At 65.6% G+C, this 25,627-nt stretch carries 38 protein-coding genes and 1 other RNA gene; 8 read left to right on the top strand and 31 right to left on the bottom strand.

Annotated elements, in window-relative coordinates:
* Positions 1–8: 8 nt before the first annotated feature.
* From LJF27_RS24810 to LJF27_RS24685, 26 genes are all read right to left on the bottom strand, one after another.
* Positions 9–1,784, bottom strand: a complete 1,776-nt coding sequence (locus LJF27_RS24810) for a hypothetical protein (protein ID WP_124197820.1) — start codon at positions 1,782–1,784, stop codon at positions 9–11.
* Positions 1,781–2,281 (bottom strand): DUF1804 family protein, encoded by a 501-nt coding sequence (locus LJF27_RS24805; protein WP_015649660.1) that lies wholly within the window; start codon positions 2,279–2,281, stop codon positions 1,781–1,783. The genes LJF27_RS24810 and LJF27_RS24805 overlap by 4 nt, the downstream gene beginning before the upstream one ends.
* Before the next feature lie 8 nt (positions 2,282–2,289).
* The gene (locus LJF27_RS24800; protein ID WP_003094538.1) at positions 2,290–2,478 is read right to left on the bottom strand and encodes a hypothetical protein; all 189 of its coding nucleotides are present in this window, start codon (positions 2,476–2,478) and stop codon (positions 2,290–2,292) included.
* Between the two features lie 110 nt (positions 2,479–2,588).
* Positions 2,589–2,990, bottom strand: coding sequence for a hypothetical protein (locus tag LJF27_RS24795; RefSeq protein ID WP_087937239.1), 402 nt, complete (start codon positions 2,988–2,990; stop codon positions 2,589–2,591).
* The gene (locus LJF27_RS24790; protein ID WP_126117228.1) at positions 2,987–3,229 is read right to left on the bottom strand and encodes a hypothetical protein; all 243 of its coding nucleotides are present in this window, start codon (positions 3,227–3,229) and stop codon (positions 2,987–2,989) included. The genes LJF27_RS24795 and LJF27_RS24790 overlap by 4 nt, the downstream gene beginning before the upstream one ends.
* Complete coding sequence (locus LJF27_RS24785) at positions 3,229–3,645, bottom strand: structural protein (RefSeq protein WP_034051401.1); 417 nt, start codon at positions 3,643–3,645, stop codon at positions 3,229–3,231. Before LJF27_RS24785 ends, LJF27_RS24790 begins: the two co-directional genes overlap by 1 nt.
* Positions 3,645–4,115, bottom strand: coding sequence for a hypothetical protein (locus tag LJF27_RS24780; RefSeq protein WP_164551104.1), 471 nt, complete (start codon positions 4,113–4,115; stop codon positions 3,645–3,647). The genes LJF27_RS24785 and LJF27_RS24780 overlap by 1 nt, the downstream gene beginning before the upstream one ends.
* Positions 4,060–4,407, bottom strand: a complete 348-nt coding sequence (locus LJF27_RS24775; RefSeq protein WP_126117230.1) for a hypothetical protein — start codon at positions 4,405–4,407, stop codon at positions 4,060–4,062. Before LJF27_RS24775 ends, LJF27_RS24780 begins: the two co-directional genes overlap by 56 nt.
* 102 nt (positions 4,408–4,509) lie before the next feature.
* On the bottom strand, positions 4,510–4,959 hold the full coding sequence (locus LJF27_RS24770) for a Mor transcription activator family protein (protein ID WP_015649664.1): 450 nt from the start codon (positions 4,957–4,959) through the stop codon (positions 4,510–4,512).
* Positions 4,946–5,353, bottom strand: coding sequence for a gp16 family protein (locus tag LJF27_RS24765; protein WP_039026692.1), 408 nt, complete (start codon positions 5,351–5,353; stop codon positions 4,946–4,948). The genes LJF27_RS24770 and LJF27_RS24765 overlap by 14 nt, the downstream gene beginning before the upstream one ends.
* A complete protein-coding gene (locus LJF27_RS24760; protein WP_039026691.1) occupies positions 5,350–5,646 on the bottom strand; it encodes a hypothetical protein in 297 nt (98 codons plus the stop codon). Before LJF27_RS24760 ends, LJF27_RS24765 begins: the two co-directional genes overlap by 4 nt.
* An RNA gene (locus LJF27_RS24755) (hammerhead ribozyme type II) lies at positions 5,647–5,718 on the bottom strand.
* Complete coding sequence (locus LJF27_RS24750; RefSeq protein WP_039026690.1) at positions 5,717–5,986, bottom strand: hypothetical protein; 270 nt, start codon at positions 5,984–5,986, stop codon at positions 5,717–5,719. Before LJF27_RS24750 ends, LJF27_RS24755 begins: the two co-directional genes overlap by 2 nt.
* 2 nt (positions 5,987–5,988) lie before the next feature.
* Positions 5,989–6,195, bottom strand: coding sequence for a hypothetical protein (locus tag LJF27_RS24745; RefSeq protein ID WP_031299445.1), 207 nt, complete (start codon positions 6,193–6,195; stop codon positions 5,989–5,991).
* A gap of 1 nt (position 6,196) precedes the next feature.
* Positions 6,197–6,478 carry a hypothetical protein gene (locus tag LJF27_RS24740; RefSeq protein WP_016068556.1) on the bottom strand — a complete coding sequence of 94 codons (282 nt, stop codon included), beginning with the start codon at positions 6,476–6,478 and terminating at the stop codon, positions 6,197–6,199.
* Between the two features lie 224 nt (positions 6,479–6,702).
* Positions 6,703–6,981, bottom strand: a complete 279-nt coding sequence (locus LJF27_RS24735) for a hypothetical protein (protein WP_039026689.1) — start codon at positions 6,979–6,981, stop codon at positions 6,703–6,705.
* A gap of 1 nt (position 6,982) precedes the next feature.
* On the bottom strand, positions 6,983–7,600 hold the full coding sequence (locus LJF27_RS24730; RefSeq protein WP_023107237.1) for a DUF3164 family protein: 618 nt from the start codon (positions 7,598–7,600) through the stop codon (positions 6,983–6,985).
* Between the two features lie 13 nt (positions 7,601–7,613).
* Positions 7,614–7,925, bottom strand: a complete 312-nt coding sequence (locus LJF27_RS24725) for a hypothetical protein (RefSeq protein WP_023105785.1) — start codon at positions 7,923–7,925, stop codon at positions 7,614–7,616.
* A complete protein-coding gene (locus LJF27_RS24720; RefSeq protein ID WP_031670550.1) occupies positions 7,888–8,301 on the bottom strand; it encodes a hypothetical protein in 414 nt (137 codons plus the stop codon). Before LJF27_RS24720 ends, LJF27_RS24725 begins: the two co-directional genes overlap by 38 nt.
* A gap of 100 nt (positions 8,302–8,401) precedes the next feature.
* Entirely contained in the window at positions 8,402–9,037 is a 636-nt protein-coding gene (locus tag LJF27_RS24715) for a hypothetical protein (RefSeq protein WP_124097318.1), read from the bottom strand.
* Between the two features lie 71 nt (positions 9,038–9,108).
* Complete coding sequence (locus tag LJF27_RS24710; protein WP_034065211.1) at positions 9,109–9,774, bottom strand: hypothetical protein; 666 nt, start codon at positions 9,772–9,774, stop codon at positions 9,109–9,111.
* The gene (locus tag LJF27_RS24705) at positions 9,771–10,523 is read right to left on the bottom strand and encodes an AAA family ATPase (RefSeq protein ID WP_023102198.1); all 753 of its coding nucleotides are present in this window, start codon (positions 10,521–10,523) and stop codon (positions 9,771–9,773) included. The genes LJF27_RS24710 and LJF27_RS24705 overlap by 4 nt, the downstream gene beginning before the upstream one ends.
* Before the next feature lie 14 nt (positions 10,524–10,537).
* Positions 10,538–12,610: a DNA-binding protein gene (locus tag LJF27_RS24700; RefSeq protein ID WP_124097317.1), complete on the bottom strand. Its 2,073-nt coding sequence runs from the start codon at positions 12,608–12,610 to the stop codon at positions 10,538–10,540.
* Entirely contained in the window at positions 12,603–12,812 is a 210-nt protein-coding gene (locus LJF27_RS24695; RefSeq protein WP_033972341.1) for a hypothetical protein, read from the bottom strand. Before LJF27_RS24695 ends, LJF27_RS24700 begins: the two co-directional genes overlap by 8 nt.
* Positions 12,812–13,246 carry a hypothetical protein gene (locus LJF27_RS24690; RefSeq protein ID WP_015649675.1) on the bottom strand — a complete coding sequence of 145 codons (435 nt, stop codon included), beginning with the start codon at positions 13,244–13,246 and terminating at the stop codon, positions 12,812–12,814. Before LJF27_RS24690 ends, LJF27_RS24695 begins: the two co-directional genes overlap by 1 nt.
* A gap of 2 nt (positions 13,247–13,248) precedes the next feature.
* Positions 13,249–13,605, bottom strand: coding sequence for a helix-turn-helix domain-containing protein (locus tag LJF27_RS24685; protein ID WP_015649676.1), 357 nt, complete (start codon positions 13,603–13,605; stop codon positions 13,249–13,251).
* A gap of 183 nt (positions 13,606–13,788) precedes the next feature.
* Here LJF27_RS24685 and LJF27_RS24680 point away from each other — a divergent pair, with 183 nt between their 5' ends.
* Positions 13,789–14,499, top strand: a complete 711-nt coding sequence (locus LJF27_RS24680; RefSeq protein ID WP_223193921.1) for an XRE family transcriptional regulator — start codon at positions 13,789–13,791, stop codon at positions 14,497–14,499.
* 183 nt (positions 14,500–14,682) lie between these two features.
* Here LJF27_RS24680 and LJF27_RS24675 read toward each other — a convergent pair whose 3' ends face one another.
* From LJF27_RS24675 to LJF27_RS24665, 3 genes are all read right to left on the bottom strand, one after another.
* Complete coding sequence (locus tag LJF27_RS24675) at positions 14,683–15,048, bottom strand: cupin domain-containing protein (protein ID WP_003089408.1); 366 nt, start codon at positions 15,046–15,048, stop codon at positions 14,683–14,685.
* Between the two features lie 32 nt (positions 15,049–15,080).
* Complete coding sequence (locus LJF27_RS24670; RefSeq protein WP_003089406.1) at positions 15,081–16,379, bottom strand: NAD(P)/FAD-dependent oxidoreductase; 1,299 nt, start codon at positions 16,377–16,379, stop codon at positions 15,081–15,083.
* Between the two features lie 103 nt (positions 16,380–16,482).
* Positions 16,483–17,376: a LysR family transcriptional regulator gene (locus LJF27_RS24665; RefSeq protein WP_003117841.1), complete on the bottom strand. Its 894-nt coding sequence runs from the start codon at positions 17,374–17,376 to the stop codon at positions 16,483–16,485.
* A 114-nt stretch (positions 17,377–17,490) separates the two neighbouring features.
* On the opposite strand from LJF27_RS24665, the gene LJF27_RS24660 reads away from it, so the two are divergent.
* The 3 genes from LJF27_RS24660 to LJF27_RS24650 all read left to right on the top strand — a co-directional run bounded on the left by LJF27_RS24660 (position 17,491) and on the right by LJF27_RS24650 (position 20,722).
* Positions 17,491–18,666, top strand: coding sequence for a serine hydrolase domain-containing protein (locus LJF27_RS24660; RefSeq protein WP_023116873.1), 1,176 nt, complete (start codon positions 17,491–17,493; stop codon positions 18,664–18,666).
* Positions 18,666–19,919, top strand: coding sequence for an MFS transporter (locus LJF27_RS24655; RefSeq protein ID WP_003124611.1), 1,254 nt, complete (start codon positions 18,666–18,668; stop codon positions 19,917–19,919). The genes LJF27_RS24660 and LJF27_RS24655 overlap by 1 nt, the downstream gene beginning before the upstream one ends.
* A 299-nt stretch (positions 19,920–20,218) precedes the next feature.
* Entirely contained in the window at positions 20,219–20,722 is a 504-nt protein-coding gene (locus tag LJF27_RS24650) for a hypothetical protein (RefSeq protein ID WP_003113089.1), read from the top strand.
* Positions 20,723–20,798: 76 nt separating this feature from the next.
* Here LJF27_RS24650 and LJF27_RS24645 read toward each other — a convergent pair whose 3' ends face one another.
* Together LJF27_RS24645 and LJF27_RS24640 are read right to left on the bottom strand one after the other, a co-directional pair.
* A complete protein-coding gene (locus tag LJF27_RS24645; RefSeq protein ID WP_078465427.1) occupies positions 20,799–21,380 on the bottom strand; it encodes a helix-turn-helix domain-containing protein in 582 nt (193 codons plus the stop codon).
* Between the two features lie 54 nt (positions 21,381–21,434).
* Complete coding sequence (locus tag LJF27_RS24640; protein ID WP_003089396.1) at positions 21,435–21,593, bottom strand: hypothetical protein; 159 nt, start codon at positions 21,591–21,593, stop codon at positions 21,435–21,437.
* Positions 21,594–21,882: 289 nt separating this feature from the next.
* Between LJF27_RS24640 and LJF27_RS24635 the strand changes: the two genes are divergently transcribed.
* Genes LJF27_RS24635 through LJF27_RS24620 form a run of 4 tightly spaced genes read left to right on the top strand, consistent with a single transcriptional unit; the run spans position 21,883 to position 25,572 of the window.
* Positions 21,883–22,770 (top strand): TauD/TfdA dioxygenase family protein, encoded by an 888-nt coding sequence (locus LJF27_RS24635; protein ID WP_003144063.1) that lies wholly within the window; start codon positions 21,883–21,885, stop codon positions 22,768–22,770.
* A 40-nt stretch (positions 22,771–22,810) separates the two neighbouring features.
* A complete protein-coding gene (locus tag LJF27_RS24630; RefSeq protein WP_023116870.1) occupies positions 22,811–23,833 on the top strand; it encodes an ABC transporter substrate-binding protein in 1,023 nt (340 codons plus the stop codon).
* Between the two features lie 7 nt (positions 23,834–23,840).
* Positions 23,841–24,689, top strand: coding sequence for an ABC transporter ATP-binding protein (locus LJF27_RS24625; RefSeq protein WP_003113091.1), 849 nt, complete (start codon positions 23,841–23,843; stop codon positions 24,687–24,689).
* Between the two features lie 16 nt (positions 24,690–24,705).
* Complete coding sequence (locus tag LJF27_RS24620; RefSeq protein WP_003117834.1) at positions 24,706–25,572, top strand: ABC transporter permease; 867 nt, start codon at positions 24,706–24,708, stop codon at positions 25,570–25,572.
* Positions 25,573–25,627 lie beyond the last annotated feature (55 nt).

The raw sequence follows: 25,627 nt of genomic DNA, 5'->3' as shown, positions 1-25,627 counted from the left end.
TGCGTCTCCTACCAGTCGCCGCCCATGCGGCCACCTATGTCAAAAGAGTCTTTGAACTCACTGGAACCCGCAGAGCTGCGACGGCCAGGCACCGGGGTGAATTCATAGGAACCAGCGCGGGTGCTAGCGATCATCCAGAGGATCGACAGGGCGCAAAGGCCGTCGTAGTGGTGCCCGGTCTGCGGTTCTGGCCAGCTGTCCAGCTCGTCGAGCAGGGCGACCAATCCAGGCGAAAACAGAATCCGTGGCGCAAATGCGTCGTTGATGAACGGCTCCATGGCATCGATTCGAACGGACTGGTCCGCCATGCTGGTAACACCGACCAGAGGGAGCGCTACGCGCTGCATCAGCGCAGCCTTGGCGATGTTCTGCCGCTGGATTTCGAATGCCCCGTTGTTCTCGAAACCGATAGCGCGCATCTGGTACTCCCTCTGCGCTGCGATCAGGTCGGCTTCCAGTTTCGAGGGGACGCGCCGCTTGATGGCCGCCTCTATGACGTTGAGTACCTGTTTCTCGGTGTCCCAGCCCCCCACGATGATTGCCGACGGGTCGGACTGTGCGCTCGCCCCGACAGAGGGGTCGCAGGCGCCAAACATCTGCCAACGGCCGGAGCGCATGACCCAAAAGCGCGGGTTGGTAAACGTCTTGTCTTCATCGGATCGCGGGTCGCCTTGCAGCTCGGTCGCGAACGCGGCTTTGTTTTTCGCCCGCTGACGCATCAGCCAGTAGAGCGACCGGACACCTGGCCAACTGGTGACGGCCCCCAGCTCCATCTGCTCACGGTTGTCCTGGTAGAACTGAAACGACGGCAGAGCGCTATCGGGCGCGACGCTACCGCGCTCGGCGTATTGCTCCATCACGGGCTTATCGTCGTTGAGCATCACCTCTTCGCAGTGTGCCCATAGGTCCATGTGGGTGGGGAACGTCTCGATAGCGCGGAAGTGGTGGACCAGGTGCCCGACCGTGCGTTTGGCTCGGCTGATCGGATCGTCCTTATTCAGCACTGTGCCCACGCCTAGATATTTGACGGAGCCATCCGGTGGGCCGAGGTAGTCGATAGCCTTTTCCAGCCAGTCCCATCGGTTGTTGCGCTCGGTCGGGGACTTGGCCTCTTTGTCGGTGATCAGGTCATCGCCCAGGAGCAGCTTGGGACGGCTCGCGCCGTGGAATGTGCCCCGGATCGCCTGTTCAGCGCCGAAGGCCTCCAGCTTGACCCCGGAGAGGGAAACAAACTCGCCGATCTTCCAGACGCTTCCCTTGCCGCAGACTTCGGGGAAGTCCAGGGACAGGGAGGCGTTTACCAGTAGCTCGGTCTTGACTACTTCCAGGAGCTTGGTGGGCAAGCGCGTTTCGGCGCCTAGGAGCGTGATGTAGTCGACGAAGTACGGCGCCGGGCCGGTCATGCCCAGTTCGGCCCGAATCTCCGGTCGCTGGAGCAGCCCCTGGACAACGACATAGCACGGCCCGACCTTGGTCAGCAGTGAGGACTTCGCCTCGCCACGCGGAGCTACCCACCATTCCTTGAGGCCGCTGGAGCTACTGATGAGCTGGGGAAAGCGCTTGAAGAAATGCGCATGGAACAACGAGGCAGGCGGCCGGATGTGGTGCGGGAAGTAGGTATACGCGAAGAACTCGAAATCGCGATCTACCAGTACGCGACGGCGCCGCTCGGCCCGAGCTTCCGGGGAGCTATCGAGGCCGACCTGTTGCGCCTCGATGTCGCGGCGCAGCTGCTGCGCCATGGCGGATAGTTCCCGTAGGAACTCTTTTTCCTCGGCGTTCATTTCAGCCCCTTGGCGATTACTTCCCCGAACGGCTCCAGAATCTCGGCGAAGGCCTGGACGTGCTGCGGGAACTGTTCACGGATGAAGGCCGCCAGGCGCTGGATGACTTCCATTGCGGTGGCCAGGCTGGAGGTTTCCGGTAGTACCCGCTTCGATGCGCTGATCGACTTGTTGTAGGCGTCGGCCAGGCTGGCGAGCATCTGCACCTTGACCGCTGGCGTGATCGCGCTGTCCACCTGGATCGCCTCCATGGTGGCCTGGAACTGCGTCACCAGGCCGGCCAGCACCTGGCGCGCCACGTCCTCCAGCCCACCACCGGCCAGCAACTGCGCCGATTGCGCCTTGTCCCAGTCGTCCCCCTCGGCTTCCGCCTGCTGTTTCCAGCGGCGGGCGGTGCCGTAGGAGACGCCGAACATGGCGGCCGCGACCTCCAGGGACTGGCGGTCGAGGACGTAGGCGCGGCGCAGGGCGTCGCGGGTTTCCTTCGGGTGCGCCATTGACTACCTCAGATACCGAGCTTGATACGCGCCGCGAGCAGGCCGCAGGCAACCAGGCCACCCGCCAGCGCGCCGGCCGCCGAGCCGTACAGCACGGCCTTACGTTCGATCTGCGGGAATCGGTCTTCGAAGCGCTCAAGGCGGCCGTCGATGCGTTGCAGCAGTTCGAACTCGGGAGAGGCTTTCTTTTCGGTCATCGGATCAGTCCTTTTGAAGGTGCCGCACGGTGTCCCAGTGCAGTCCGGCGCAGAGGCCGTATTGGTCGTAGAGTTGTTTGAGGGCAATTGCGGTGGCATCGGGGCTGTCATCAGTCACCGCCACCGGGGTCGGGCACGGTTGAGCCAAGGCCGCCGGTAGTGGCCTTGGCGGCACGTTGACGGGCGGTTTCGAGCTGCTGCATGACGCCAGCAGGAAAGCGGCAGGCAGCGCGATCAGCAGCGGTTTCGGCCAGGGCATGGCGAAGCTCCCGAGTAGTTTGTTGGTCGCTGTCGGCCCGCTGGGCCAGGCGCTGGAAAAGAGCCGCGCTGGTGTCCTGGACCGTCTTCAGTTGTGCCGCCGATTGCTCCAGGACGTCGCGATATGCGCGGGTCTGTGCGTCGGCGCAGGCGGCGCGCCCATCGGCCAGCCCAGCCTCGCGACCGCCCCACCAGCCGGCCGTCCAGACCATCACCAGGAGCACAAAGACAACCAGGCCGACGCGCCAGGTCATGGCGATTTCTCGACGCTGAGCTGGACCTGGTAGGACGCAACGGTCTGCATGAAGCCGTAGGCGAACGCCCCGCCCAGGCCATAGGCGAGGCCTGCGGCACCAATTGCCATGAAGGCCAGAATCACGACGCGGGCCAGCAGGTCGCGGAGATAGAGGCGTATCCAGAGCCATCGGTTGGCCGGGGCTTCACGGCAGATCGCGAACAGATCGCTGAGGCTGATTCCGCTGGGGCGCTGCATCACAGCACCTCCCGCACGGCCTGGGCGATCTGCTCGGCGCTGTAGGGCTGCTGCCCGTTTTCCTGGTGAATGATGGCGGTCACCAGAGCGACCAGGGTGGCCTGGTCCAGGTGCAGGCTGGCCTGCGGCGGAACTCCCATCGCTCGGGCCACGGCCGAGGCATACGCGCGGGTGTTGTTCTCGTTCGACGGCGCCCAGCGTGCGATCAGCGATTCGACGGTGCGCAGGCCATAGACCTTGCGATAGTTCAGCAGCAGCTTTGCCAGGGCGCGGATGCCATTATGCGCGGTGTCGAAGCGGGCGAATCGGGGCTCGACCTTCGGGTTGTGCGGGAGCTGGCCCTGCCAGTTGTTGCGTGCCGACCAAACGATGTTGCCGGGGTTGTTGTTGCGGATGCCGCGAGGTTGAAGGGCCATCAGTTGTTCTCCAGTTTGCGTTTTACCCACTGGGCGAACGCGCCCAGCCATGATTCGCCGTCCCGCTCAAACAGGCGCAGGGCTGCACCGATCAGCCACCAGGCAGGCAGACCGGCAATCACCAGGAGCGGAGCGGAAACGAACAGCAGGCCGACCGCTGGTTCCAGTTGGTAGAGCCCGGCCACCACCTGGGCGGACTCGAACAGCTCGGGGCGGTTGGAGTGCAGGTAAACCACCAGGATCGGGCCGAAGACGCTGGACGCGACGATGGTGCAGAACAGCCGGGCGAACCCCTCTTTCATGGTCCGGGGCCACAGGACGAGGAAGCCCAGGGCGGCGGCCAGGGCGCCCGCGCTGATGTGGATGCCGAACATTTTCAGCAGCGCGGCGCTGCCGGCCGAGGTGGATGCGGGATCAGGCATTTGGTGCTTCCGATGCGAGCGCTGCCCGAATTGCGGATAGGTGCGCATTGCCTACCTCCGGGGCGGACTTGGTGTAGTTGGATATGCGGAAATCGGTGTCGGTGACGCGGGGAGCAGGAGGCGGGCCGCGCCGGATCGACTCGGCGCGGTGGTCCATCATCTGGCGATACGCCTTGACCTTCGCGAAAGCGTCCTCAACGTGCGCCCGAACAAGCGGCTGCCAGTTGACCGGGCAGGCTGCCAGCAGAGCGTTACGACGTTCGCGGCTGGGCTCGGCCAGGATGGCGGCGGCGTAGTCGCGGGGGCTGCGTAGAGACGTTGGGGGGCTAGATGTGCTCATGCCGCCATCGTGGCGGCGAGTGCGACGCGGGATTAGCGGAAGGGGTTCAACGGCTGAGACAGGATCGGCGCGGAGACGCCGGCCGGGGCGTTGCGCCCCGGCTTAGTGGAACAGGGTGGATTGCTGCGGTGCCGGCTCGCTCGGCCGGTTGACAATCTCCCATATCCAGCGGTCGGACAGGTTGTACTGGCGGGCTAGATCGCTGAGCAGGCTACGGGCGGTTTGCCCATCACGCAAGCCCTGTTCGAAGCGCTCGACGATCTCCAGATCGCGCCACCGTACCAGCGCCTTGTGGCAGCGGGCCACGTAAATTTCTTCGCCCCGATAGTGCGTGTGGAGCTGCTCCTCGATGTCGCTGCCCACCAGCTCGGCCAGCGCAGCCCGGCGCGCTTCGCCCCTCCGCGCCCGGCCCTCGGCTATCCGCCAGGACGTTCCGCCGAGCTGCTCGACCACCACCAGGGTGGCCGGCAGTCCTATGCGTCCGGCCATGTCGCGGACGGTATCCGGCAGCATGTCCTGGACCTCCCGAAGATCCACCTCAGACCTGGCCATGGCGGCTCCTGTCGATGATAAGCGCCTGCATCAGCCGGTAGAGCTGGCTGTCGTCCAGCCACTCGACCCGCTCGACCTTGAACATGCGCCGGGCCATATGGTCGGCGTAGCTCCAGGGGCGTTGAGCGCTGGCCAGGAGCGCGGTGATTTTGCGCAGCACGGTTTGTCGATTTTGCGGCACTTTTGGCGTCGCCCGGCCCTGCCGGTTGCTCTTCGGTTTCCAGCCCAGGCGCTGGAACTCGGCCAGCACCTTTCCCACTTGGCGCGGCCCCAAGTCCTTTGCAGAGCGCACGCCCGCGACGCGAGCCAGCAATGCGCGATAGGTGTCATCGTCCATGCCCAACTGGGCCTTGGCGATGTGGATTTTTGCGAGGTTGACGGCGCGTAGGCTCATCGCTTGGTCCTCTTTGGATGGCTTCTCTTTTGGATCAATTCGGCAAAACGTGACGCGTCACGCTCAGCAATTTCGGCAACGTTGTGTAGGAGCAAAGTGACCGCCTCGGCCGGCTCGGCGAAGCCACCGGCTGCGCAGATCAGATCGAGTGCATCAGCCGTTCCCTGGTACATGTCCATGTTGAAGCGGCGGCCGCCCAGCGCAGCGCGGCGCAGGGCATCGCGCTCGCGCTTCGCCCGTTGGCGTTCCCGCGCCAGGCGCCGCTGGCGGTCTGTCTTGGTTTCGTTCGTCATGGGTGGCTGCTCATCAGTACCGGACCACCACGTCCGGCAGACCGTCCCGGCCAGGCCGGGGCGGTTTCGCTCAGTGGACGGTGCGGTTCTTGGCCTTGGTGTAGTGGATTTCCTGCTGCGGTTCTTCGCCGCGAGCGCGGCGCGCCAGGCACTCGTCGCAGGCGCAGGAAACGCCGTTACCAGCTCCGTTCTGCTTTGCGAGTTCCTGGCCGAGGGACATCGTCGCTTGCATAAGGGCATAGGCGACCTTCGATGCTTCGGAGTCGTGCAGCGGCGGGCCTTGCATGGAAAAATCTATTCCGCCTTCGGTGTCGCTTAGGGTGATGGTGTATACGGCCATGGTTATGCCTCCTTCTGTGCGGATGCCTGCTTTTCCAGCTGGCGGATGCGGGTGCGTATTTTCTTCTCGACGATCTTCTGGAGGCCGGTGACCGCGAGCGCGGCGCGGCATTGCTCCAGGTCGAAGCCGGCAACGGCGCGGAGTCGGCTATCGACGTCTACGGCGCCGTAGCTCTGTCCGGGGTGATTGAAGGGGTTGGACTGCTGCATTTCACACCCCCAGCGCACGGAAGCCGGGCCGATCCTGCTGGCCCAGGGTCTGGATGTAGCGGGCGATGGAACCCAGGTTCTCGCGGTCGGTGGCCTCGGGGCTCACACCCGGCACGCGCCGGGCGACTTTCTGGCCCACCTGGTGCGGCTCAGCGGTTGCAAAGACCGCCGCCCGCACGCTGGCCAGCTCGCCCACGGCAAGGGCGAAATAGCCCTCGCCTGGGTGCTCTTCCCGCAGCTCGATTAGGCCGTCGATGCGGCACATGGCGAACGTCTTGGTCATGTCACGCCTCCCGACGCATGTGGCTAGATAGGCTTTCCCGGATTTCCTCAGCGCAGGCACGCCAGGACGCCTCGGAAACCATGGGGCTTTCGAGCGACCCCGGCTCCGAAGCCAGTACCATGCAAGCGAACTGATCCAAGGCTTGGAGGACCATTGCTTGCATCAGCGGTCCGCTTTTGGGGTACTCCATCAAGCGGGTTACAAGCTCCACGTTGGTAGGCATGTCACACGTCTCCCATGAAAACCTGGAACGACTCGCTGTTGTGCGAGGCGATCCAGCGAACGAACTTTTCGAGGGCGTCAATGCCTTCCGCCTGGTTTTTCGCCTCGGGTATGCCGGGCACCAGGAGCGACTTGCCGTCGTAGGCGTGGCGCGAGGTGACTTCGATGATTTCGCGAACGACCTGGTCGTCCCCACGGGCGATCTCGATGGCGCCCTCGGGCACCTGGTCACCGAACTGGATCAGGCCAGAGGCCCAGCAGAAAGCGATGGTGTCGGCCATATCACACCCCCGCCATGTCGAGGCTGATCTGCTGGTACTGGTCGCTGTCGCCGACCCGTTCATAGACGCGGATGTAGGCCTTGGAACCCACCGCCTGGCAGGCGTCGCCAATCGCATTCATGGCTCGCAGCCAGCGCTCGTCTTGGATGTCCAGGCGGCGCAGGGCGAGCACTCGGGCGGTACGGATTTCGCCCTTCGTGTCAGTGCGGAAAGCGTTGGTTACCAGGGTGACCACTTCGGGCCTGGCGCCCTGGGTCCAGTCGCGAAGGCATTCCTCGATCAGCTCGCGGGCGGCCTGGATACGCTCGTCGAACTGGATGGTTTCCTGGATCGCTTTCTTGATCATGTAGCGGCCATCGAAGCTCAGGAGGGAGACGTTCCCTTTCTTGCCTCCAAGCTTGGTGCCGTACTGCTCGACCGACAGATCGACGAAAGCGTCGATGTCGCCGAACGCGGAAGCCTTGAAGCGGGCCAGCTCGCTCTGGACTGCCTTGGCCTTGCCCACCAGCTCCATAACCAACTGGTCGCGGGCCAGGTCAACGGGCTTGATGGTGGCCTCCGGGATCAGGCGCTTTTGCCCGTCCATCCGGTAGCCCTCGGGGATATGTACGTCGTTCATGGGGTAGTCCTTTTCAGTGAATTACGGGTTTGCTGCCGGCGAAGTCGCGGTAGCTGATCGGTTCGCTCCAGGCCAGGGTGATGCCCTGGAAGCGGGTGATGTAACGGGTGCTGCCGGCCGAGGCGTCGCGCTGGAAGCCCATCAGGTAGCCTTTCTCCAGGAGCTGGCGGGCGTCATCTGCGGCAATGGTCACGCGCCCCTCTGTCGGCTCCAGGCGATGAAGGCGAACCCCCATGCGCTGGAGCAGCCGGGCGGCATCGTTGAAGGTGCGCAGGCTCTGGGCCAAGTCAGGCGTCAACACTTTCAAGGGCAATGCGGTTCTCATGGCCTTGTTCCTCTCGTTTCATGGGGGCGGTATGCGGGTTGCGTGGACAGGCGCGGCACGCTTTCCAGCAGCGCATCGCGACGGGGTTGTTCAGCGGCGCCGGCCGCTGGAGGTACTCGCTACACTCGACCGAGGTCACCGCCTCGCCCAGGGCCGGGCACTCAATGCGGCTCAGCGCGGCCAGGACACGACGCTCGACGCGGATCGTCGAGGGCGACGGGTAGCGGTTGGCGAGGATGGTGCTGACGGTCGAACGGCTCATGCCGATTGCCTCGCCGGCCTTCGTCTGGCTGCTGCGGGCCACCTCGGCGGCCAGCAGCTGGACGAAGACGGGCGGACGCTCGCCCCAGGCCGACAGATCGATTGCGCGGTCCATTAGCACCCCCACTGCCAGGCAATGAGGCGGCGGATCGGCAGCAAGGCATCACCGACCAGGACCAGCAGCAGGCCGAGGACCAGGACGATGCCGATGGGCATCAGTGCTCGGCGCATGGCGGCACCTCCTGGCTCAGCAGTGAGGCCGCTCGGTCCAGGCGCTTCCCCTGAACGCGCTCCTGCATTGCAGCGGTTTGACGCTCAAGGTGATTGATAGCCCCCTGGTGCGCCTCCTGTTTCCAGGGATGGCTGTCAGCGACCTTCCTTCCACAAGGATCGCTGCGCACGGAGGCAAGGGCCTGCTCCAGAGGCATTCCCTTGGCCAACCGCATGCGCACGCAGGCGGCGGTGACCTGGCCGAACTGGCTCACCAGCTCCGGCAAGGTGGCTGTTACACCAAACGCGGTGTAGCGGGTGTGTTTTGCCATCGCGGCGCGCCTCGCCGCGACAATCGAGCGCAGACGCCCCTCTGTCATCGGACACTTGCGTCCCTTCTTCTCCTGGTCAGCGCGCAGGCGGTCCCACGACTGACAAGGAGGCACCCAGTCCATGTCTGGCAGGAGTTCCAGGAGTTCCTTGAACTTCCGCGACTGCATACCCAGGGCCTTACTCACGGCCCGACGACTGAACCCACGGCTCGCCATGTCGCGGATGTACTCCTCAATGTTCATAGTGCCGCGAAAGTGGCTTGTGCTAGCCTTCGCGGCGCTACCGCCTTGCTGTGCATGCATTTGCATGGCTCCTCTCCTTCCGGGTGGTGGTAGGTGTCGAGGGGCGGCCACCCCTCGGCACCGTCTTCATCAGGGCCTCAGCCGCCTGATTCGTTGTTCTCTTCGGTATCCGCCACGCCAGCCTGGGCAGCTCCCCGCGAACGACTCCGGTTGTGCTGGTACTCGCCGTGCGAACTCCACATGACCTGGTCCAGGTTCGGGTCGTAGACCTGGCGGCGCGTCTCGCGCTGGACGATGGGCGGCCGTGGACCGGTGTAGCGGCCCGGCTTGAGGGCGTAGTGGCGGCCGTTGCGGGTCAGGTATCCGGCGTTTTGGAGGTCGATGAAGTAGCGCTGAACGGTGCTGGGCGACACGGGCGTGCCCGAGGCCGCCACCGATGCGGCGATCTGTTCCGGGGTCGATGGGCCGAGGATTCGCAACGTCCGCCAGACCGCCTCGGTGGTGTAACCCTGCTGGGATGGCTTGCCATCGGCATTCAGGTTCGGTGCCTCGACGCCGTTGTCGCGGATCAACCGGAAAACGACCTCTTCGCCGCGCTTGAATCCGCGGATCGCCTCGACGTAGCCGCCCAGGCGCAGGCAGGCGACATACTTCTCGACGGTCTTGTCGTGCTGGTTGGAGCGGCGCGCCACGCGGTAGACGGTGAACTCTTCGCGGTTGGCCCGGATGACTTCCCACATCTGCTGGCGGGGGCTCTTGCCCCCGACCATGCAGAGGTGAGCCGGGTTCTTGCCGAGGCTCACTTCGAAGTCCTCGGGCTCGGGGCCGCACCGGTGTACAGCTCCAGGTTCAGGCGCTGGAGGTCGGCCAGTTCCAGCTCGCGCCGGCCCTGAACGGTGGCGGCCTCGGCCAACTGCTCCAGGTTCACCGCGACGCGACGGACAGAGCCCAGGGACTTCTTCACCAGGTGCGCGAGCAGATCGTCAGCGATAGCCACTCCGGGGCTGTAGACCGGCGCCAGGTTGCGGGCGTCCTCCAGGGACACTGGCTGGGCCGGAACCCAGCTCAGAACGCGGCCATGGAAGCGTTCGAACTTCTTGAGCTTGGTCGGCAGCATTTCCTCGCCGATCAGCAAGATGGAGGCTTGGCTGGACTCGTACAGGTCGCGAATCAGCTCGACCTGGCCAGCGGCGACCAGGTGGTCCATTTCGTCGATGATCAGCGGGCGGCCGCTGGCGGCCAGTTCCTCGGCGATCTGGTCGGCCATTTCCGGGATGGTCCCGGCCGGCTTGATGCCCATTTCACCCAGGATCGACTTCAGCGTGTGCTTGCGGGTCCAGACGCTTTTGGCCTGGACGTAGTAGGCGCGGCGGCGATTGGCGACCCAGGCGGCCGAAACGGATTTGCCGAAGCCGGACGGGCCGTAGAAGCAGACCAGGCCGGGCAACGTGGAGGTACGCGACAGCGCTTTCTCCAGGGCGATATCGCAAAGGGCGATGTTGGCGATGTCGGCCATGCCATTGGCCAGTTGGGTGGTTTTCGGGGTGGTCATGAATACAGCTCCTTTCATGCTTGCCGCTGCTGGGCGGCGAATTCTTTGGATTTGGGGTAAACCTCGAACCACTGGGCGGCGTCCGGCTCGATGGGCAGGCCGGAGCGCTGCCGCTCGGCCAGCTCGCACCACTGCCGGTAGCGCTGGGCGGGAGCGGTCGGCAGGGTGAAGACCTGGGCGGTGGTGGCTTGGGTGGCGGCTGCGGCCGGGCGCGGTTCGTCGATCCGCTCGGCCTGCATTTCGAGGGTCGCGGCGCTGCGCGACCGGAGTTGCTCGGGAGTGATCGTGCCGAGGCCGGGGATGGACAGCGGCGTATCCATTTCCAGGGCATACCCGCCGTCACGCTCGGCGCGAATCTCGTCGAGGTGAGCCAGGGCGCGCTTCTCGCGGGCCTCTGCGCGTTTCTCGCGGGCGCGCTCGACATACGAAGCCGGCATGTAGTCGCGGCTGTTGCCGTTCAGCTCTGCTGTGCAGAGGAAGCGGCCCTCGCCGTCGTAGACCCACACCCGGCTGGCGTCGTGGATGTCGTAGCCCACGGCCACCTGGTCGCCGTGGAATTCCTCCAGCTCGCGGGCGAAGTAGCGGTTGCCGATGAACTCCAGTTCGCAGCGGCGGACGGTGCGCAGCACCTGGGGTCGGAACAGCGGCCGGGCCTCGTCGTCGGTGACCCGCATCGGGCTGAAGCCATCGGCTTCGTGGAGCGCCCACGCTTCGTTGGGGGTCATGTGCCGGCGACGACCGGTGTTCGGGTCAACGATGCGCGGCAAGCTGCTGTGCGGCCGGTCGTTGTACTCGGCAATCTGCTGTTCGCAGAACGCGACAAAAGATTCCCAAGACATCAGCGGCATGGTGCCGCCCTTGGCAATGGCCCGGCGAGTCAGCTTGAAGGTGGCCAGCTTGGCCTGGCGGTCCATGTCGGCGCCGATGTAGCCGGGCAGTTCCTTGGCGGCCCGAATCCACAGGCTCTGGTGGACGCGCTCAATCACGCCCCGCGCCTGGCTGTTGTAGGGCAGGCTGTTTTTCATGTCGATGCCCAGGCGGCCCATAAGGCCGACCGCCTCGTCGCGCATCATGTGGTTTACGTAGCCTGAGCCGTTGTCCACGTAGAAGATGGCCGGAATGCCGCCCTTGGTGCAGGCGTCGCGCAGGGCATCGACCACCACCAGGGCCGACTCGGCCAGGCCGGTGGACCATCCCGGAATTCGACGGGTACGGATGTCGATGATGGTGGTGATTTCCGGCCGGAAGGGCCGGCCGTGCATCGGGTGCTGGACCTCGGCGTCGAACGTGTGGCCGTCGCAGGAATAGACGTCGGTCGGGAGTAGCTTGGTGAAGTCGCGGCGAATGAACGGGCGCAGTGCCTTGATTTCATGCTCACCCATACGCCCGACCTCGCGGCTGACGTTGCCCACCTTGCGCAGGAACGCATAGACCTGGTCCAGGCTGGGCATTTGCCCCTGCCAGTGCTTCTCCAGCAGTGCATGGGCAGCGCGGGCGCTGCGCTTCTCCGGCCCCTGGTAGATGGTCATGAATGCCGGCGCCCAGTCGGGAACGCTCATGTCCGGGCGGCGGACCTTCGGCACCAGGGCGCCACGCTCGGCTTGGTCCAGGAAGCGCTCCAGGCTGCGCACGCTCGGCAGGCCATCCGCGCTCGGGCGGCCGCGAGGATCGCGGGCCATCTTGAGCATGGCGAGCAGTTGCGGCTCGACCTGGCCGAGGCGCGCCATGTCCAGCATCAGGGTGATGGAGCGTTTCCGGCTGTAGCCGGTGCGGGCCATCATCAGGTCCAGGGCGTGCAGCACCCCCTGGCGGGCATCGGCGACCAGCTGCTGGCGGTTGCTTTCGACCAGGGCCAGTTGAGTCTCCTGGCGGACCACCTTGGTGGCCACCTCGCCCAGGGCGGCGTTCAGCAGCGCGGCGCGGGTTTCCTCGGGGAGGCTGGAAATGTGGTATTCACGCCCACCGCCTCTACCCATGTGCTTTCTTTGCTGCCAGGAGTCACGGGTGGCGCGACTATTGATGCCTTGAACCGTGCCAGGCAGTCCGGGCAGGCCGGCCAGCTTCTGTGCGGAGAACCATTCACTCATGGTCGCCCCCGACAGCTTTGCGCTGGGCGATCAGGGCGTCACCGAGGGCCAAGGCCGCCGATTCGAGCCAGTCCAGTGCGTCCCGAAAGGAACGGTTGTGAACGGTGCTTTCGTCCGTAGCGCTGGCCTCTTTGACTAGGTTCCAGAACTCGGTGGCGTTCCGCAGGTTGTCGAGCAGCGGTTTGAGGTCGGTGTTTGTCATCACGGCTCCCCCAGGATTCGTTTCAGCTCACGCGCCTGCCGACCCGCTTCCTCGCGGGTCCGCTCCAGGCGGCCCAGTTCGGCGAGCAGTGCGTCTCGGCCATAGGCCACGCGGCCACCCCGCACATCGACCAGCCAGTTGGTCAGCAGGTGGCTCGCGCAGACGTCTTCCAGGAGGGCGGCGCGGTAGAAAGGCAAGTTGTGATCAACTCGGGCGGGACTCGACCAGGCGTCGAGCATGTTCTTGCTCACGTCATCGCCGGAGAGGCGCGACATGCGGGCGGCAATCTCGTAACGGTCGAGGTTGGCGGCCTTCAGTATTTCGCTGACCAGCTCGCTGACCTGGGCGGCGTAGTTGCACTCACCGGGTATAGCGCGAGCTGGCTGCGGAACATCGAAGATGTCCAGGGTGCGGTCGTCTTTGCGGCGGGCCATGTTCAAGCCCCCGCGTCGGCTTTACGCTGCGCTTGGTCAGCGTATCTGTTATTTTTCCCGGATCGGCATATGACACTGTCATATGCCTTGAGGGTTTCCGAACGATTGGGCCGTTGCCGCTTCGGATTCTCGTCGTCGAGCCAGCGCTCAGGCCACAGCACCAGGGGGCTGAGGTCGAGTACAGCAGCGATGGCGCGCTCTACCCGAGGGTAGGGATTCAGCTTGGCGTTTTTGACTGCCGGGCTGGAGACGTCGAGGGAGCGGGCCACCTCGGCCAGGGACGACCCCCTGGCGCGGAGCTGGTATTTGATCCACTCCCAGCGGACGTTGTTGTCGCGGGGGATTTCGGTTCTGTTCATGCCTACGTTCCATCTCAACCACCGTGCCGGGTGGTTTTTTAGGGGTGTCTAACGTGACTTAGGGCATAAACATAGCGCTATAGAAGTTGAAAAACAAGCTCTATAGCGGTTTTCAAGTTCTATAGGATGCGGTTTTCGATCTCTATAGAATTAATATCAATTAAATCAAATAGTTAGGTCTACATGAAAACGCGTAGCGAGCGCACCGCCAGCCTTTCAAGTTCCGCAACCGAACCTGAAAATGACGCTGCTTTCATCGAAAGGCTGCGCTCCATTGTCGCTATAGCAGGGAGCGCAAGTGCTTTAGCGAGGAATGCTGGAATCTCCCAAGGCGGGTTGCAGAGGTACCTGAAAGGCGGGGAACCCACCCGGAGAGTGCTAATTTCCTTGGCGAAGGCGGCAGGCGTGAGCCTGGGCTGGCTTATGACCGGCGAGGGCAGCCAGAAGTCGGAAGAGCGGGAGGCTACGGGGTCGGACCAATACGTCTACGTCCCCCTGTATGACGCAAGGGTCAGCGCGGGACATGGAAGCTGGAGCGAAGGCGCGCACGTTATTACGCAGCTTGCCTTTACGCGCTACAGCTTGAGTAAGAAGGGGTTAGAGCCAACCAGGATGTCGGCAGTAAGGGTCGGGGGCGACTCCATGGAGCCCCTCCTGTCGGATGGCGACGCCGTTGTTATCGACCATGACCTCAGAACCGTGCGGGATGAAGCGATCTATGTGATTCGGGTCGGGGATCAGCTCTACGCCAAGCGCTTACAACGACAGTTCGATGGCTCTATCGCGATCATCAGCGAAAACAAGGCGTATAAGGACATGGTCGTCCCCAAGGACCAGCTTTCTGACTTGGATATCATTGGCCGCGTTGTCTGGCTTGGTCGATGGATGGTTTAGCGCTCATTCCGTGCCAATTAACGATCAATATTTTGCAGTCCTTGCTCAATCCTGATCGATTTTTTCCAAACTGTCCCACAGTGCCTGTCCGGCTGGAGCCCTAGTGCTATAGGGGCTCTGGCCTATCCCTCCCTCTTTTGGCATGTGTCAAAACAGTCACCTCCCCACAGTCTCTTCGGTGTCTCAAGCCACCGCGTAGTAATGCTTGACGAAGCCGCCGTCGGCAACCTCCCAGAGCACCGGGGTGCCCTTGCTGACGAACCAGCTGTCGCCGGCCTTGTAGAGCGTGCTCTGGCCGGTGGACTCGTCGGTGAGGCGGACCTCGCCGCTGACCACCGTGGCCTGTTCGCTGAACGGATAGGTCATGCGGAACTTGCCGGCGGTAGTGCCGAAGTAGGCGGCGCTGACCGGGTCGGTGGGGGCTCCTGCGGTCATCTTGCCGAAGGCTTTCACCTCGCCTTCGAGGATCTCCGAGCCGAGGTCGGCGACGCTGCCCCAGGCGTCCAGTTCATCGAGGGTGATGCCGTGGCGGATAACGGTAATGGCCATGGGAATGCTCCTTGTAGAGTGATCGGTAGGTTTCAGCGCCGGCCGTTCCAGTAGCCGGAGAGCTGGTGCCAGGTCTTGCCTGCGCTGAGCAGCAGCGGGCGGAAGTGGTCCTTGCCGTGGATCGGGATGCGGCGCACCGAGCTGAGCAGGTCGTAGCGCGCCGAGCCTTCGCTCATGCCTTCGGCGAGGACCTTGCAGACGATGTGGCTGGGGGTCACGCCGAACCCGGAATAACCCTGGACGAAGAACGCGTTGGGCCGCCCCGAGAGGCTGCCGATCTGCGGGAACAGGTTGGCGCTGCAAGCCATCGGCCCACCCCAGGCGAGGTCGATGCGGACGTGCTCCAGGTAGGGGAAGATCTTCAGCATCAGCTTGCGGTTCCAGGCCTTGAGGTCGCCGGGAATGCGTTCGACGAAGGGCGTGGCGGCGCCGAACAGCAGGCGGTTCTCGTTGGTCACCCGGTAGTAGTCGATGACCGGGCGGATGTCGCTGTAGGCGCCGCGGATCGGGCTGATCCGCTGGATCAGTTCGTCCGGTAGCGGCTCGGTCATCATCTGGAACGCGTAGGTATTGATGGTGGTGCGGTGCAGCTCGGGTTCGAGCCGGTTGAGGAAGCTGTCGCAGGCCCAGAGCAGCTTGTTCGCGGTGACCGAGCCCTTGGCCGTGCGCACGCGGATGCGCTCGCCGTATTGCACCTCCAGCGCCGGGCTGTATTCGAATATCCGTGCGCCGAGGCCGGCCAGTGCCTTGGCTTCGCCGAGCAGCAGGTTGAGCGAGTGCACATGGCCGCCGCCCATGTGCAGCAGGGCACTGCCGTAGGCGTCCGAGCCGATGATCTGGCGCACCTCGGCACCGTGCAGGTAACGGATCTCATGGGGCGAGCCGAGCGACCGGAATTCCTTTTCCCAGGCCTGCAGGGTCTTCGCCTGGCGTGCGTTGAAGCCCATGTAGCCGTAGCCGTGGCAGAAGTCGGCGTCGATGGCGTACTTCTCGATACGGCCCTTGATGATGTCGGCGCCGAGGTCGCTGATCTCGAAGATCGCCCGCAGGCCGTCCTCGCCGACGTCCTTGCGGATCTTCTCCAGGTCGTGGCCGATGCCGGCCATGATCTGCCCGCCGTTGCGCCCGGTACCGCCGAAGCCGAGGTGGCGGGCCTCCAGCACGACGATGTCGGTGATGCCGTGCTCGGCCAGCTCAAGCGCGGTGTTGATCCCGGAGAAGCCGCCGCCGATCACCACCACGTCGGCGTCCAGGTCGGTTTCCAGGGAGGGGAAGGACAATTCGTACTTCTTGGTCGCCGTGTAGTAGGTCGGCGTCTCGATGTTGATCATGGATGCGGCCTGGCAAGGGGTGGATGTACCTATTAGACGCTCCGTGGCCGCCGCGGTCTTGTTCCTGTCTGCCGCCGGCTTGACCGGCCCTGCCAGGCGCGCTTCAGCCCAGCGTGGCGATCACCCGTGGCGCGACGAAGTCGATGAAGGCGCGCAGCTTGGGCGAGACCTGGCGGCCGGACGGCCAGAGCAGGAAGAACCGCGCGCGGCGCTCGCAGAAGGTGTCGAGGACGCTGACCAGGCGCCCTTCGCGCAGCGCCTCGCGGATCGAGAAGTCCGGCAGGCAGGCGATGCCCTGGTCGCGCAGGGCGAAGCAGACGCGGGTCTCGATGTTGTTGCAGACCATCGACACCGGGATCTGCGGCGGGGCTTCGCCGTCCGCGCGGCGCAGCGGCCATTCCTCGAGGCGGCCGGTATTGGGGAAGCGGTAGTGCAGGCAGGTGTGCCGCAGCAGGTCTTCCGGGCAGCGCGGCGTGCCGTGGCGGGCGAAGTAGGCCGGCGAGCCGACCAGCTTCAGCTGGAACTCACCCAGTTCGCGCATGGACAGCCGCGAATCCACCGGCTGGCCGGTGCGCAGGACCACGTCGAAGCCTTCGTCGACGACATCCACCACGCGATCGCTGAAGTCGAGGTCTAGCTCGATGTCCGGATAGGCCTGCATGAAATCGGCGAGCGTCGGCAGGACCAGCCCGCTGACCAGCGGCAGGCTGACCCGCAGGCGCCCGCGCGGGGTCTCGCGGCTTTGCGACAGCTCCAGCTCGGTGGCTTCGATCTCGGCCAGGATGCGCCGGCTGCGCTCGAGGAACAGGCTGCCTTCGGCGGTCAGGGTGATGCTGCGGGTGCTGCGGTGGAACAGGCGCACGCCGAGTTTCTCTTCCAGGCGGGCGACCCGCTTGCCCACCGCCGAGGCGCTGACGCCGAGGGTCCGGGCGGCGCCGACGATGCTGCGGGTCTCGGCGACGCGGACGAAGACGGTGAAACCGCTGAGGCTGTCCATGCAAGGCTCCGATTACGGACATGATGGTCCGGATAGAACGGAACTCTATCCGTCTTTTTCCGCTTTTGCAGCGCTCTTAGCCTGTCCGCATCCTTCATCTGCGGAGAGTCCCGCATGTCCAGTTTCGAACGAGAGCCAGGCTGCGGCCTGGCGGAAAATGTCGATCAGGTGATCGAGGCGGCATTCGCCGACCAGCGCCTGGTGGGGGCGGTGGTGCTGGTGGCACACCGGGGGCAGTGGCTCTATCGACGGGCTGCCGGCCTGGCCGACCGCGAGGCCGGCCGGACAATGGGCGAGGACAGCCTGTTCCGCCTGGCCTCGGTGAGCAAGCCGATCGTCAGCGTCGCCGCCCTGAGCCTGGTGGACGAGGGCCGGCTGGCCCTCGATGAGCCGATCGCCGACTGGTTGCCGGCGTTCCGTCCGCGCCTGGCCGACGGCCGCGAGGCGCGCATTACGCCGCGGCAGTTGCTGAGCCACAGCGCCGGCCTCGGTTATCGCTTCCTCGAAGCCGACGCAGACGGCCCCTATGCCCGCGCCGGGATTTCCGATGGCATGGACCTGCCGGGTTTCGACCTGGCCGAGAATCTCCGTCGCCTGGCCTCCGTGCCCTTGCTCTACGAACCCGGCCGCGCCTGGGGCTATTCGCTGGCCACCGACGTGCTCGGCGCGCTGGTGGAGCGGGTCGACGGGCGGCCGCTGGCGGAAGCGCTGCGGCAGCGGGTCGGGATTCCAGCCGGCATGCGCGACAGCGGCTTCCTCTGCGCCGACGCGTGCCGACTGGCGGCGGTCTACGTCAGCGACCGGCCACGCCCGCGCCGAATGGCCGGGCGGGAGACCGTGGCGCCGTTCGAGGACAGCGTCGGCATTCGCTTCGAGCCGAGTCGGGCTTTCGAACCGTCTGCCTATGCGTCCGGCGGGGCGGGGATGATCGGCAGCGCCGGCGACGTGCTGCGCCTTTTGGAAATCCTTCGCCAGGGCGGCGCGCCGTTGCTGACGCCTGGCCTGGCGGAGGAGATGGGCCGCGACCAGGTACCCGGCCTGGAACTGCCGGCCAATCCCGGTTTCGGCTTCGGCCTGGGTTTCTCCGTGCTGCGCGACCCGGCTATCGCGCAATCGCCGGAGGCTCCCGGCACCTGGCGCTGGGGCGGCGCCTACGGGCATTCCTGGTTCGTCGACCGGGCCCGCGAACTGTCGGTGGTGGCGCTTACCAACACCCTGTTCGAGGGCATGTCGGGACGCTTCGTCAACGACCTGCGCGACGCCGTCTACCGTTCCGCGGAGCTGCGCTGATGGGACGCCGCGAAGCATTTCCGGAGAACGCCGGGGCCGCTGCGTCGGCCGTGGCGCCGCGGCTGCCGCTGAGTGCGCTGCTGGCGATGGCGATGTCCGGCTTCGTCGCCATTCTCAGCGAAACCCTGCCGGCCGGCCTGCTGCCGCAAATCGGCGCGGGGCTGGCGGTCAGCGAGGCGCTGGCCGGGCAACTGGTCAGCGTCTACGCCTTGGGTTCGCTACTGGCCGCGCTGCCGGCGGCGAGCCTGACCCAGGGCTGGCGGCGGCGCCGGGTGCTGCTGCTGGCGCTGCTGATCTTCTTCGTCTGCAACAGCCTAACCGCCGTTTCCTCGGATTACCGCCTGACCCTGCTGGCGCGCTTCGGCAGCGGCGTCGCCGCCGGCCTCGCCTGGGGCCTGCTGGCCGGCTACGCGCGGCGCCTGGTGCCGCCGGAGCAGCAGGGGCGGGCGCTGGCGGTGGCCATGCTCGGTGCGCCGCTGGCGCTGTCGCTCGGCGTTCCGCTGGGCACCTGGCTGGGCGGCCTGCTCGGCTGGCGCTGGGCCTTCGGCCTGTTGTCGCTGACCGCGCTGCTGCTGGTCGGCTGGGTGCTGCGCAGCGTGCCGGACTTCCCTGGCCAGCCGGCCGGGCGGCGCCTGCGCCTGCTCGGGGTGCTGCGCACGCCGGGCGTGCGTCCGGTATTGCTGGTGATCGTCGCCTGGGTGCTGGCGCACAACATCCTCTACACCTATATCGCGCCGTTCCTCGCCAAGGTCGGCCTGGGCGCCTCGGTGGACCTGGCCCTGCTGGTATTCGGCAGCGCCGCGGTGGCGGGAATCTGGCTGGTCGGCGTGCTGGTCGACCGGCACCTGCGGCGGATGGTCCTGGCCAGCCTGGCGCTGTTCGCCGTGGCGGCGCTGGCGCTGTGCCTGGGCGCTCGCTGGAGCTGGCTGGCGTTCGCCGGCCTGGCCCTCTGGGGGCTGACGTTCGGTGGCGCGGCGACGCTGCTGCAGACCGCCTCGGCGGACGCCGCCGGGGAGGGCGCCGACCTGGCCCAGTCGATGATCGTGGTGGCCTGGAACCTGGCCATCGCCGGCGGCGGAGCGTTGGGTGGCATGGTGTTGCAGCGCTGGGGCAGCGAGATGCTGCCCTGGACCCTGCTACCGCTGATCGGCTTGGCCGCCGTGCTGGTCTGGGGCAATGCCGCGCACGCTTTCCGCGTCGGCCCGCGCGACTTCCGCAGGGCATCGTCCGAGCACCGGAAAGCGGCGCAATAGACGGGGCTGCGCCCGGCAAGGGGAAAAAGGCTGCGGGTCTTAGAACGTTTATTCACCTGGGTTATTTGGATAGGTCCGTTTCGAATATCCATCGCGTCGAAATACCGGCTGTGACGATGCGTTCCTCCGCCATGCAGCGGAATCCGCTGTCATTGCGCCGAACATCTTCGCTGTCTCGCCGCTAGCCACCATGCAGCGCCCGGCTCGGCTGTTGCACCGGCATCTTGCCGGTGCGTCGGCGCTGCCTAGAATCGGCCCCATTCGCACCTACCCCCGCTTCGCCTACAGGAGTTACCGCCATGATGAATGCCATGCAGATGCCGATGAACATGAATGCCGCCATGCCGATGATGCCCATGATGGGCATGCCGATGATGATGGCGACCATGCAGTGCGAAACGATGGACGACGGCATGCTGTGCAAGATGATGCCGGCGATGGGCATGGACATGGGCCAGTTCCGCAACAGCGCCGAGATGATGGCGATGATGATGAACTGCGGCATGCCCATGATGATGCAGTGCGGCAACCTGGCGATGATGGGCATGTCCCAGGCCTGCATGGCGATGATGCCGACGATGGGCATGGGGATGGGCATGCCGATGATGGGCATGGCTCCGATGAAGTGCATGATGGAGTGCTCCATGCAGGGCGACGCCATGCACTGCAGGATGATGCCGATGCAGGGCATGGACATGGAGATGTTCAAGAACTGCTGCATGCTGATGGCGAAGATGATGGAGTGCGGCATGCCGATGATGATGAGTTGCAACGGCATGCCGATGATGTGCTGCACCTGCTGATCCGTCGCCGGATGGAAAAGGCCCGCCCGGGATGACCGGGCGGGCCTTTCTTCGTCCATGGCAGCAAGGCCGGGGGTCAGTACAGGCGCTCCGGGTAGGTCATCACCAGGTACGCCAGGGCTTCGCTATCGGCGGGGTTGCGGTAGCTGTGCGGCTGGTCGGCGTAGAACAGGATCGAGTCGCCGGTGGCGAGCAGGAAGCGCTCCTCGTTGACCCGCACTTCCAGTACCCCCTGCGCCACCACCAGGTTCTCCTGGGTGCCGGGGGCGTGGGCTTCGGCGTCTTCCTGGCCGAGGCCGCGCAGGCGCAGTTCGTAGAACTCCACCTGGCGCGCCACATCGAAGGGGAACAGCGCGCGGCTGGTGAAGGCGCCGTCGGCGCTGACCAGGCGCTTGCTCTGTTGCGCCGGCAGCACGGCGACACCGGCGAAGGCGCGATCGTCGAGGAAGGCTGCCACCGACACCTTGAGACCCTGGGCGATCTTGCACAGCACCTTGATCGACGGCACGCTGCGCCCGGACTCGATCTGCGCCAGCATCGCCCGGCTGACACCGGAAATCCGCGCCAGGGCGTCCAGCGAGAGATTGCGCTTGCCGCGCAGGCGCAGCAGGTTGTGGGCGACGCGCTGGCCAATCAGATCATCGGGTTCGGTATGCACGCCGGCGGCCAGTTCCAGGTGGGCAACGCCATCGCTGGCGGGCAGGTTCATCGGTCAGGCCCGGCGGCTGCGCTCGTCGTGCCTGGCTGGCGGTTGCGGCACGGCGTAGCCGGCCCGCCAGGCGTACACCGCCCACATCATTTCGCCCAGGCGGCGTGCCTGGCGGCGCGAGCGGTAGCGGGCGAAATCGATGACGTTGTCGGTGCGGTCCATGAGGCATTCCTCGGGCGGCGGGTTCGATGGCAGCCAGACTATCCCTTCGCCGCTTAGAGCCATAAATACTAAGTTTTTATTTATTAATTCACTTTTGTGCTTACAAGGAACGCCGAACCGTACGGAGCAGCATATTTATATTCTTTAAAGGTATTTAAATTAATTTTCTTATTCCAATAAATTAAAGGCTCTCGCGTACCTGCCGACCAATCGGCGCGCCGCACCGAATCCATGCCGCCTCGCGCGGTATCTCGTGCCCGGCGTGTCCGGGCTTGCGTGGGAGTCAGCGATGTCCGTTTCCCTTCCGGCGCCAGCGCGCGCCGACGTTCCCTTGCAGATCCGTGCCCTCGATGCCGCGTTCGGCGCCGAGGTGCTCGGCCTCGACCTCGGGTTGCCCCTGGCCGCCGAGGACTTCCGCCGTATCCACCGGGCGCACCTGGACCACCATGTGCTGGTGTTCCGCGAGCAGCGCATCACCCCGGCGCAGCAGATCGCCTTCAGCCGGCGCTTCGGTGAGTTGCAGATCCATGTGCTGAAGCAGTTCCTGCTCCCAGGGCATCCGGAGATCCTCATCGTTTCCAACATCGTCGAGAACGGCCAGCCCGTCGGTCTCGGCGATGCCGGCAAGTTCTGGCACTCCGACCTTTCCTATAAGGAGCTGCCGAGCCTCGGTTCGATGCTGCATGCCCAGGAGCTGCCGGAGGAGGGCGGCGATACTCTGTTCGCCGACATGCACAAGGCCTGGGACAGCCTGCCGGAAGCCCTGCGCAAGGCCATCGAGGGACGCACGGCGGCGCATTCCTATACCGCCCGCTACAGCGAACCGCGCTTCGAGGGCAACTGGCGGCCGACCCTGAGCGCTGCCCAGCTCGCCGAGGTGCGCGAAGTGGTCCATCCGATCGTGCGCACCCACCCGGAAAGTGGGCGCAAGGCGCTGTTCGTCAGCGAAGGTTTCACCACCCGCATCGTCGGCCTGCCGGCTGACGAGAGCGCCCAACTGCTCGCCGAGCTGTATGCGCACAGCGTGCGCCCCGAGCACATCTACCGGCATCGCTGGCAGGCGCATGACCTGGTGTTCTGGGACAACCGCTCGCTGATCCATCTCGCCGGCGGTTGCCCGGCACACCTGCGGCGCAAGCTCTACCGCACCACCATCCAGGGCGACGCGCCGTTCTGACGACGGCACGCGCTTCCCCCTTTTCGCCAGGAGCGTTTCCATGAACCGCATTCCCCGTTTCACCCGCCTGGTCGCCGCGCTCGGCCTGGGCCTGAGCCTCGCCACCACGCTGCTGGCCAGCCGGCCGGCGCAGGCCGAGGGCGAGATCCGCATCGCCGAGCAGTTCGGCATCGTCTACCTGCTGCTCAACGTGGTCCGCGACCAGCACCTGATCGAAAAGCACGGCCAGGCCGAGGGCCTGCAAATCAAGGTCGACTGGACCCAACTGTCCGGCGGCGCGGCGGTCAACGATGCGCTGCTGTCCGGGGCGATCGATATCGCCGGTGCCGGTGTCGGTCCGCTGCTGACCATCTGGGACCGTACCCGCGGGCGCCAGAACGTCAAGGCGGTGGCTTCGCTGGGCAACTTCCCCTACTACCTGCTGAGCAACGACCCGCGGGTCAGGAGCATCGCCGACTTCGGCGCCGGGGATCGCATCGCCGTGCCGGCGGTGGGGGTTTCGGTGCAGTCGCGCTTCCTCCAGTACGCCGCGGCGAAGCAGTGGGGCGACAAGCAGTTCGACCGCCTCGACAAGTACACCGTGGCGCTGCCGCATCCGGACGCCACCGCCGCGCTGGTGGCCGGCGGCACCGAGCTGACCGGGCATTTCTCCAACCCGCCGTTCCAGGACCAGGCGCTGGCCAACCCGAAGGTCCACGTGGTGCTCGACAGCTACGAGCTGCTGGGGCCGAATTCGCCGACCGTGCTGTTCGCCACGGAGAAGTTCCGCCAGGACAACCCGAAGACCTACCGGGCCTTCGTCGAGGCGCTGAAGGAAGCGGCGGCCTTCGCCCAGAACGACAAGGCGGCCGCCGCCGATACCTATATCCGGGTGACCGGGGCGAAGATCGACCGAGCCGCGCTGCTGAAGATCATCGCCAATCCGCAGGTGGAGTTCAGCGTCACGCCGAAGAACACCTATCCGCTGGCGGAGTTTCTCTACCGGGTCGGTGCGATCCGCAACAAGCCGGCCTCCTGGCAGGACTATTTCTTCCAGGACGGCGCGCCGTTGCAGGGGAGTTGAGACGCCGATGAACGCCGCCTCCCGCCAACCTTCCACGCTCCCCGCCGACGCCCTGCTGGCGGTGGACGGAGTCAGCCTCGAATACCGCACCCGCTCGCGCGTGGTGCGGGCCACCCAGCGGGTCAGCTTCGAAGTCGACCCGGCCGATCGCTTCGTCCTGCTCGGCCCGTCCGGTTGCGGCAAGTCGACCCTGCTCAAGGCGGTGGCCGGCTTCATCACGCCCAGCGAGGGCGAGATCCGCCTTCAGGGACAGGCGGTCAGGGCGCCCGGCCCCGACCGTATCGTGGTGTTCCAGGAGTTCGACCAGTTGCCGCCATGGAAGACCGTACGGCAGAACGTGCTGTTCCCCTTGCGGGTGTCCGGCCAGGTGACGCGCGACGAGGCCGAGCGACGCGCCGACGAATGCCTCGAGAAGGTCGGCCTGGCGGGCTTCGCCGAGGCCTACCCGCACACGCTGTCCGGGGGCATGAAGGCGCGGGTGGCGATCGCCCGGGCGCTGGCGATGCAGCCGAAGATCCTGCTGATGGACGAGCCGTTCGCCGCGCTGGACGCGCTGACCCGGCGAAAGATGCAGGAGGAACTGCTGCGCCTGTGGGAAGAGGTGCGTTTCACTCTGCTGTTCGTCACCCACTCCATCGAGGAGGCGTTGGTGGTGGGCAACCGCATCCTGCTGCTCTCGCCGCACCCGGGGCGGGTCCGGGCCGAAGTGCACGGCCACCCGTTCGGGCTGCACAGCCTTGGCGGCGAGCCGCTGCAAGCCGCGGCGCGACGCATCCACCGCTTGCTGTTCGACGAGGGCGGCGAACCGACGGCGGCCGCGACCCTCGACTTCGCCGATATCCGGCTGGCCCATTGAGCAGAGGAATCGATCGATGAGTCGAGTCACGCGCGTTCGCGAAGAATACGAAGTCCAGCTCGAACCCCTGCTGGAGGTCTCCCTGGAGCGGCGCCTGCCCCTGAGCCAGCGTCTCTGGCAACAGGGCTGGCTGCGCAAGGGGCTGATCCTGGCGCTGCTGGCGCTGGCCTGGGAGCTGGCGGCGCGGGTCCAGGGCAACGACCTGCTGCTGCCAGGCTTCCTGCAGACGGCCAGGGCCCTCGGCGAGGGCCTGGCCAGCGGCGAACTGCCGGCCAAGGCGGGGATCTCCCTGCTGGTGCTGTTCAAGGGCTACCTGCTGGGGATCGTCCTGGCCTTCGTTCTGACCAGCCTGGCGGTCTCCACGCAGTTGGGCCGCGACCTGCTCGGGACCCTCACGGCGATGTTCAACCCGCTGCCGGCGATCGCGCTGCTGCCGCTGGCGCTGCTCTGGTTCGGCCTGGGCCAGAACAGCCTGATCTTCGTGCTGGTGCATTCGGTGCTCTGGGCGCTGGCGCTGAACACCTATGCCGGTTTCCTCGGTGTCTCGGAGACCCTGCGCATGGCAGGGCGCAACTACGGCCTGCGTGGCCTGCGCTTCGTCCTGCTGATCCTGGTGCCGGCGGCGCTGCCGTCGATTCTCGCCGGGCTGAAGATCGGCTGGGCCTTCGCCTGGCGCACGCTGATCGCCGCGGAACTGGTGTTCGGCGCGAGCAGCGGCAAGGGCGGGCTCGGCTGGTACATTTTCCAGAACCGCAACGAGCTGTACACCGACAAGGTATTCGCCGGCCTGGCCGTGGTGGTGCTGATCGGCCTGCTGGTGGAGAACCTGGTGTTCGGCAGCATCGAGCGCCTCACGGTGAAGCGCTGGGGAGTGCAACGCTAGGGCGGCGGACGGGTGGAGTGTTACGGCAACTTTCTCGGCAACTGTTGCGCTGGCG

The sequence above is a fragment of the Pseudomonas sp. 203-8 genome, assembly GCF_020708595.1.
Classification (GTDB): Bacteria; Pseudomonadota; Gammaproteobacteria; order Pseudomonadales; family Pseudomonadaceae; genus Pseudomonas; species Pseudomonas aeruginosa.
The sequence above is the reverse complement of the archived record's forward strand: the minus strand, read 5'-3'. Positions and strand labels throughout refer to the sequence as shown.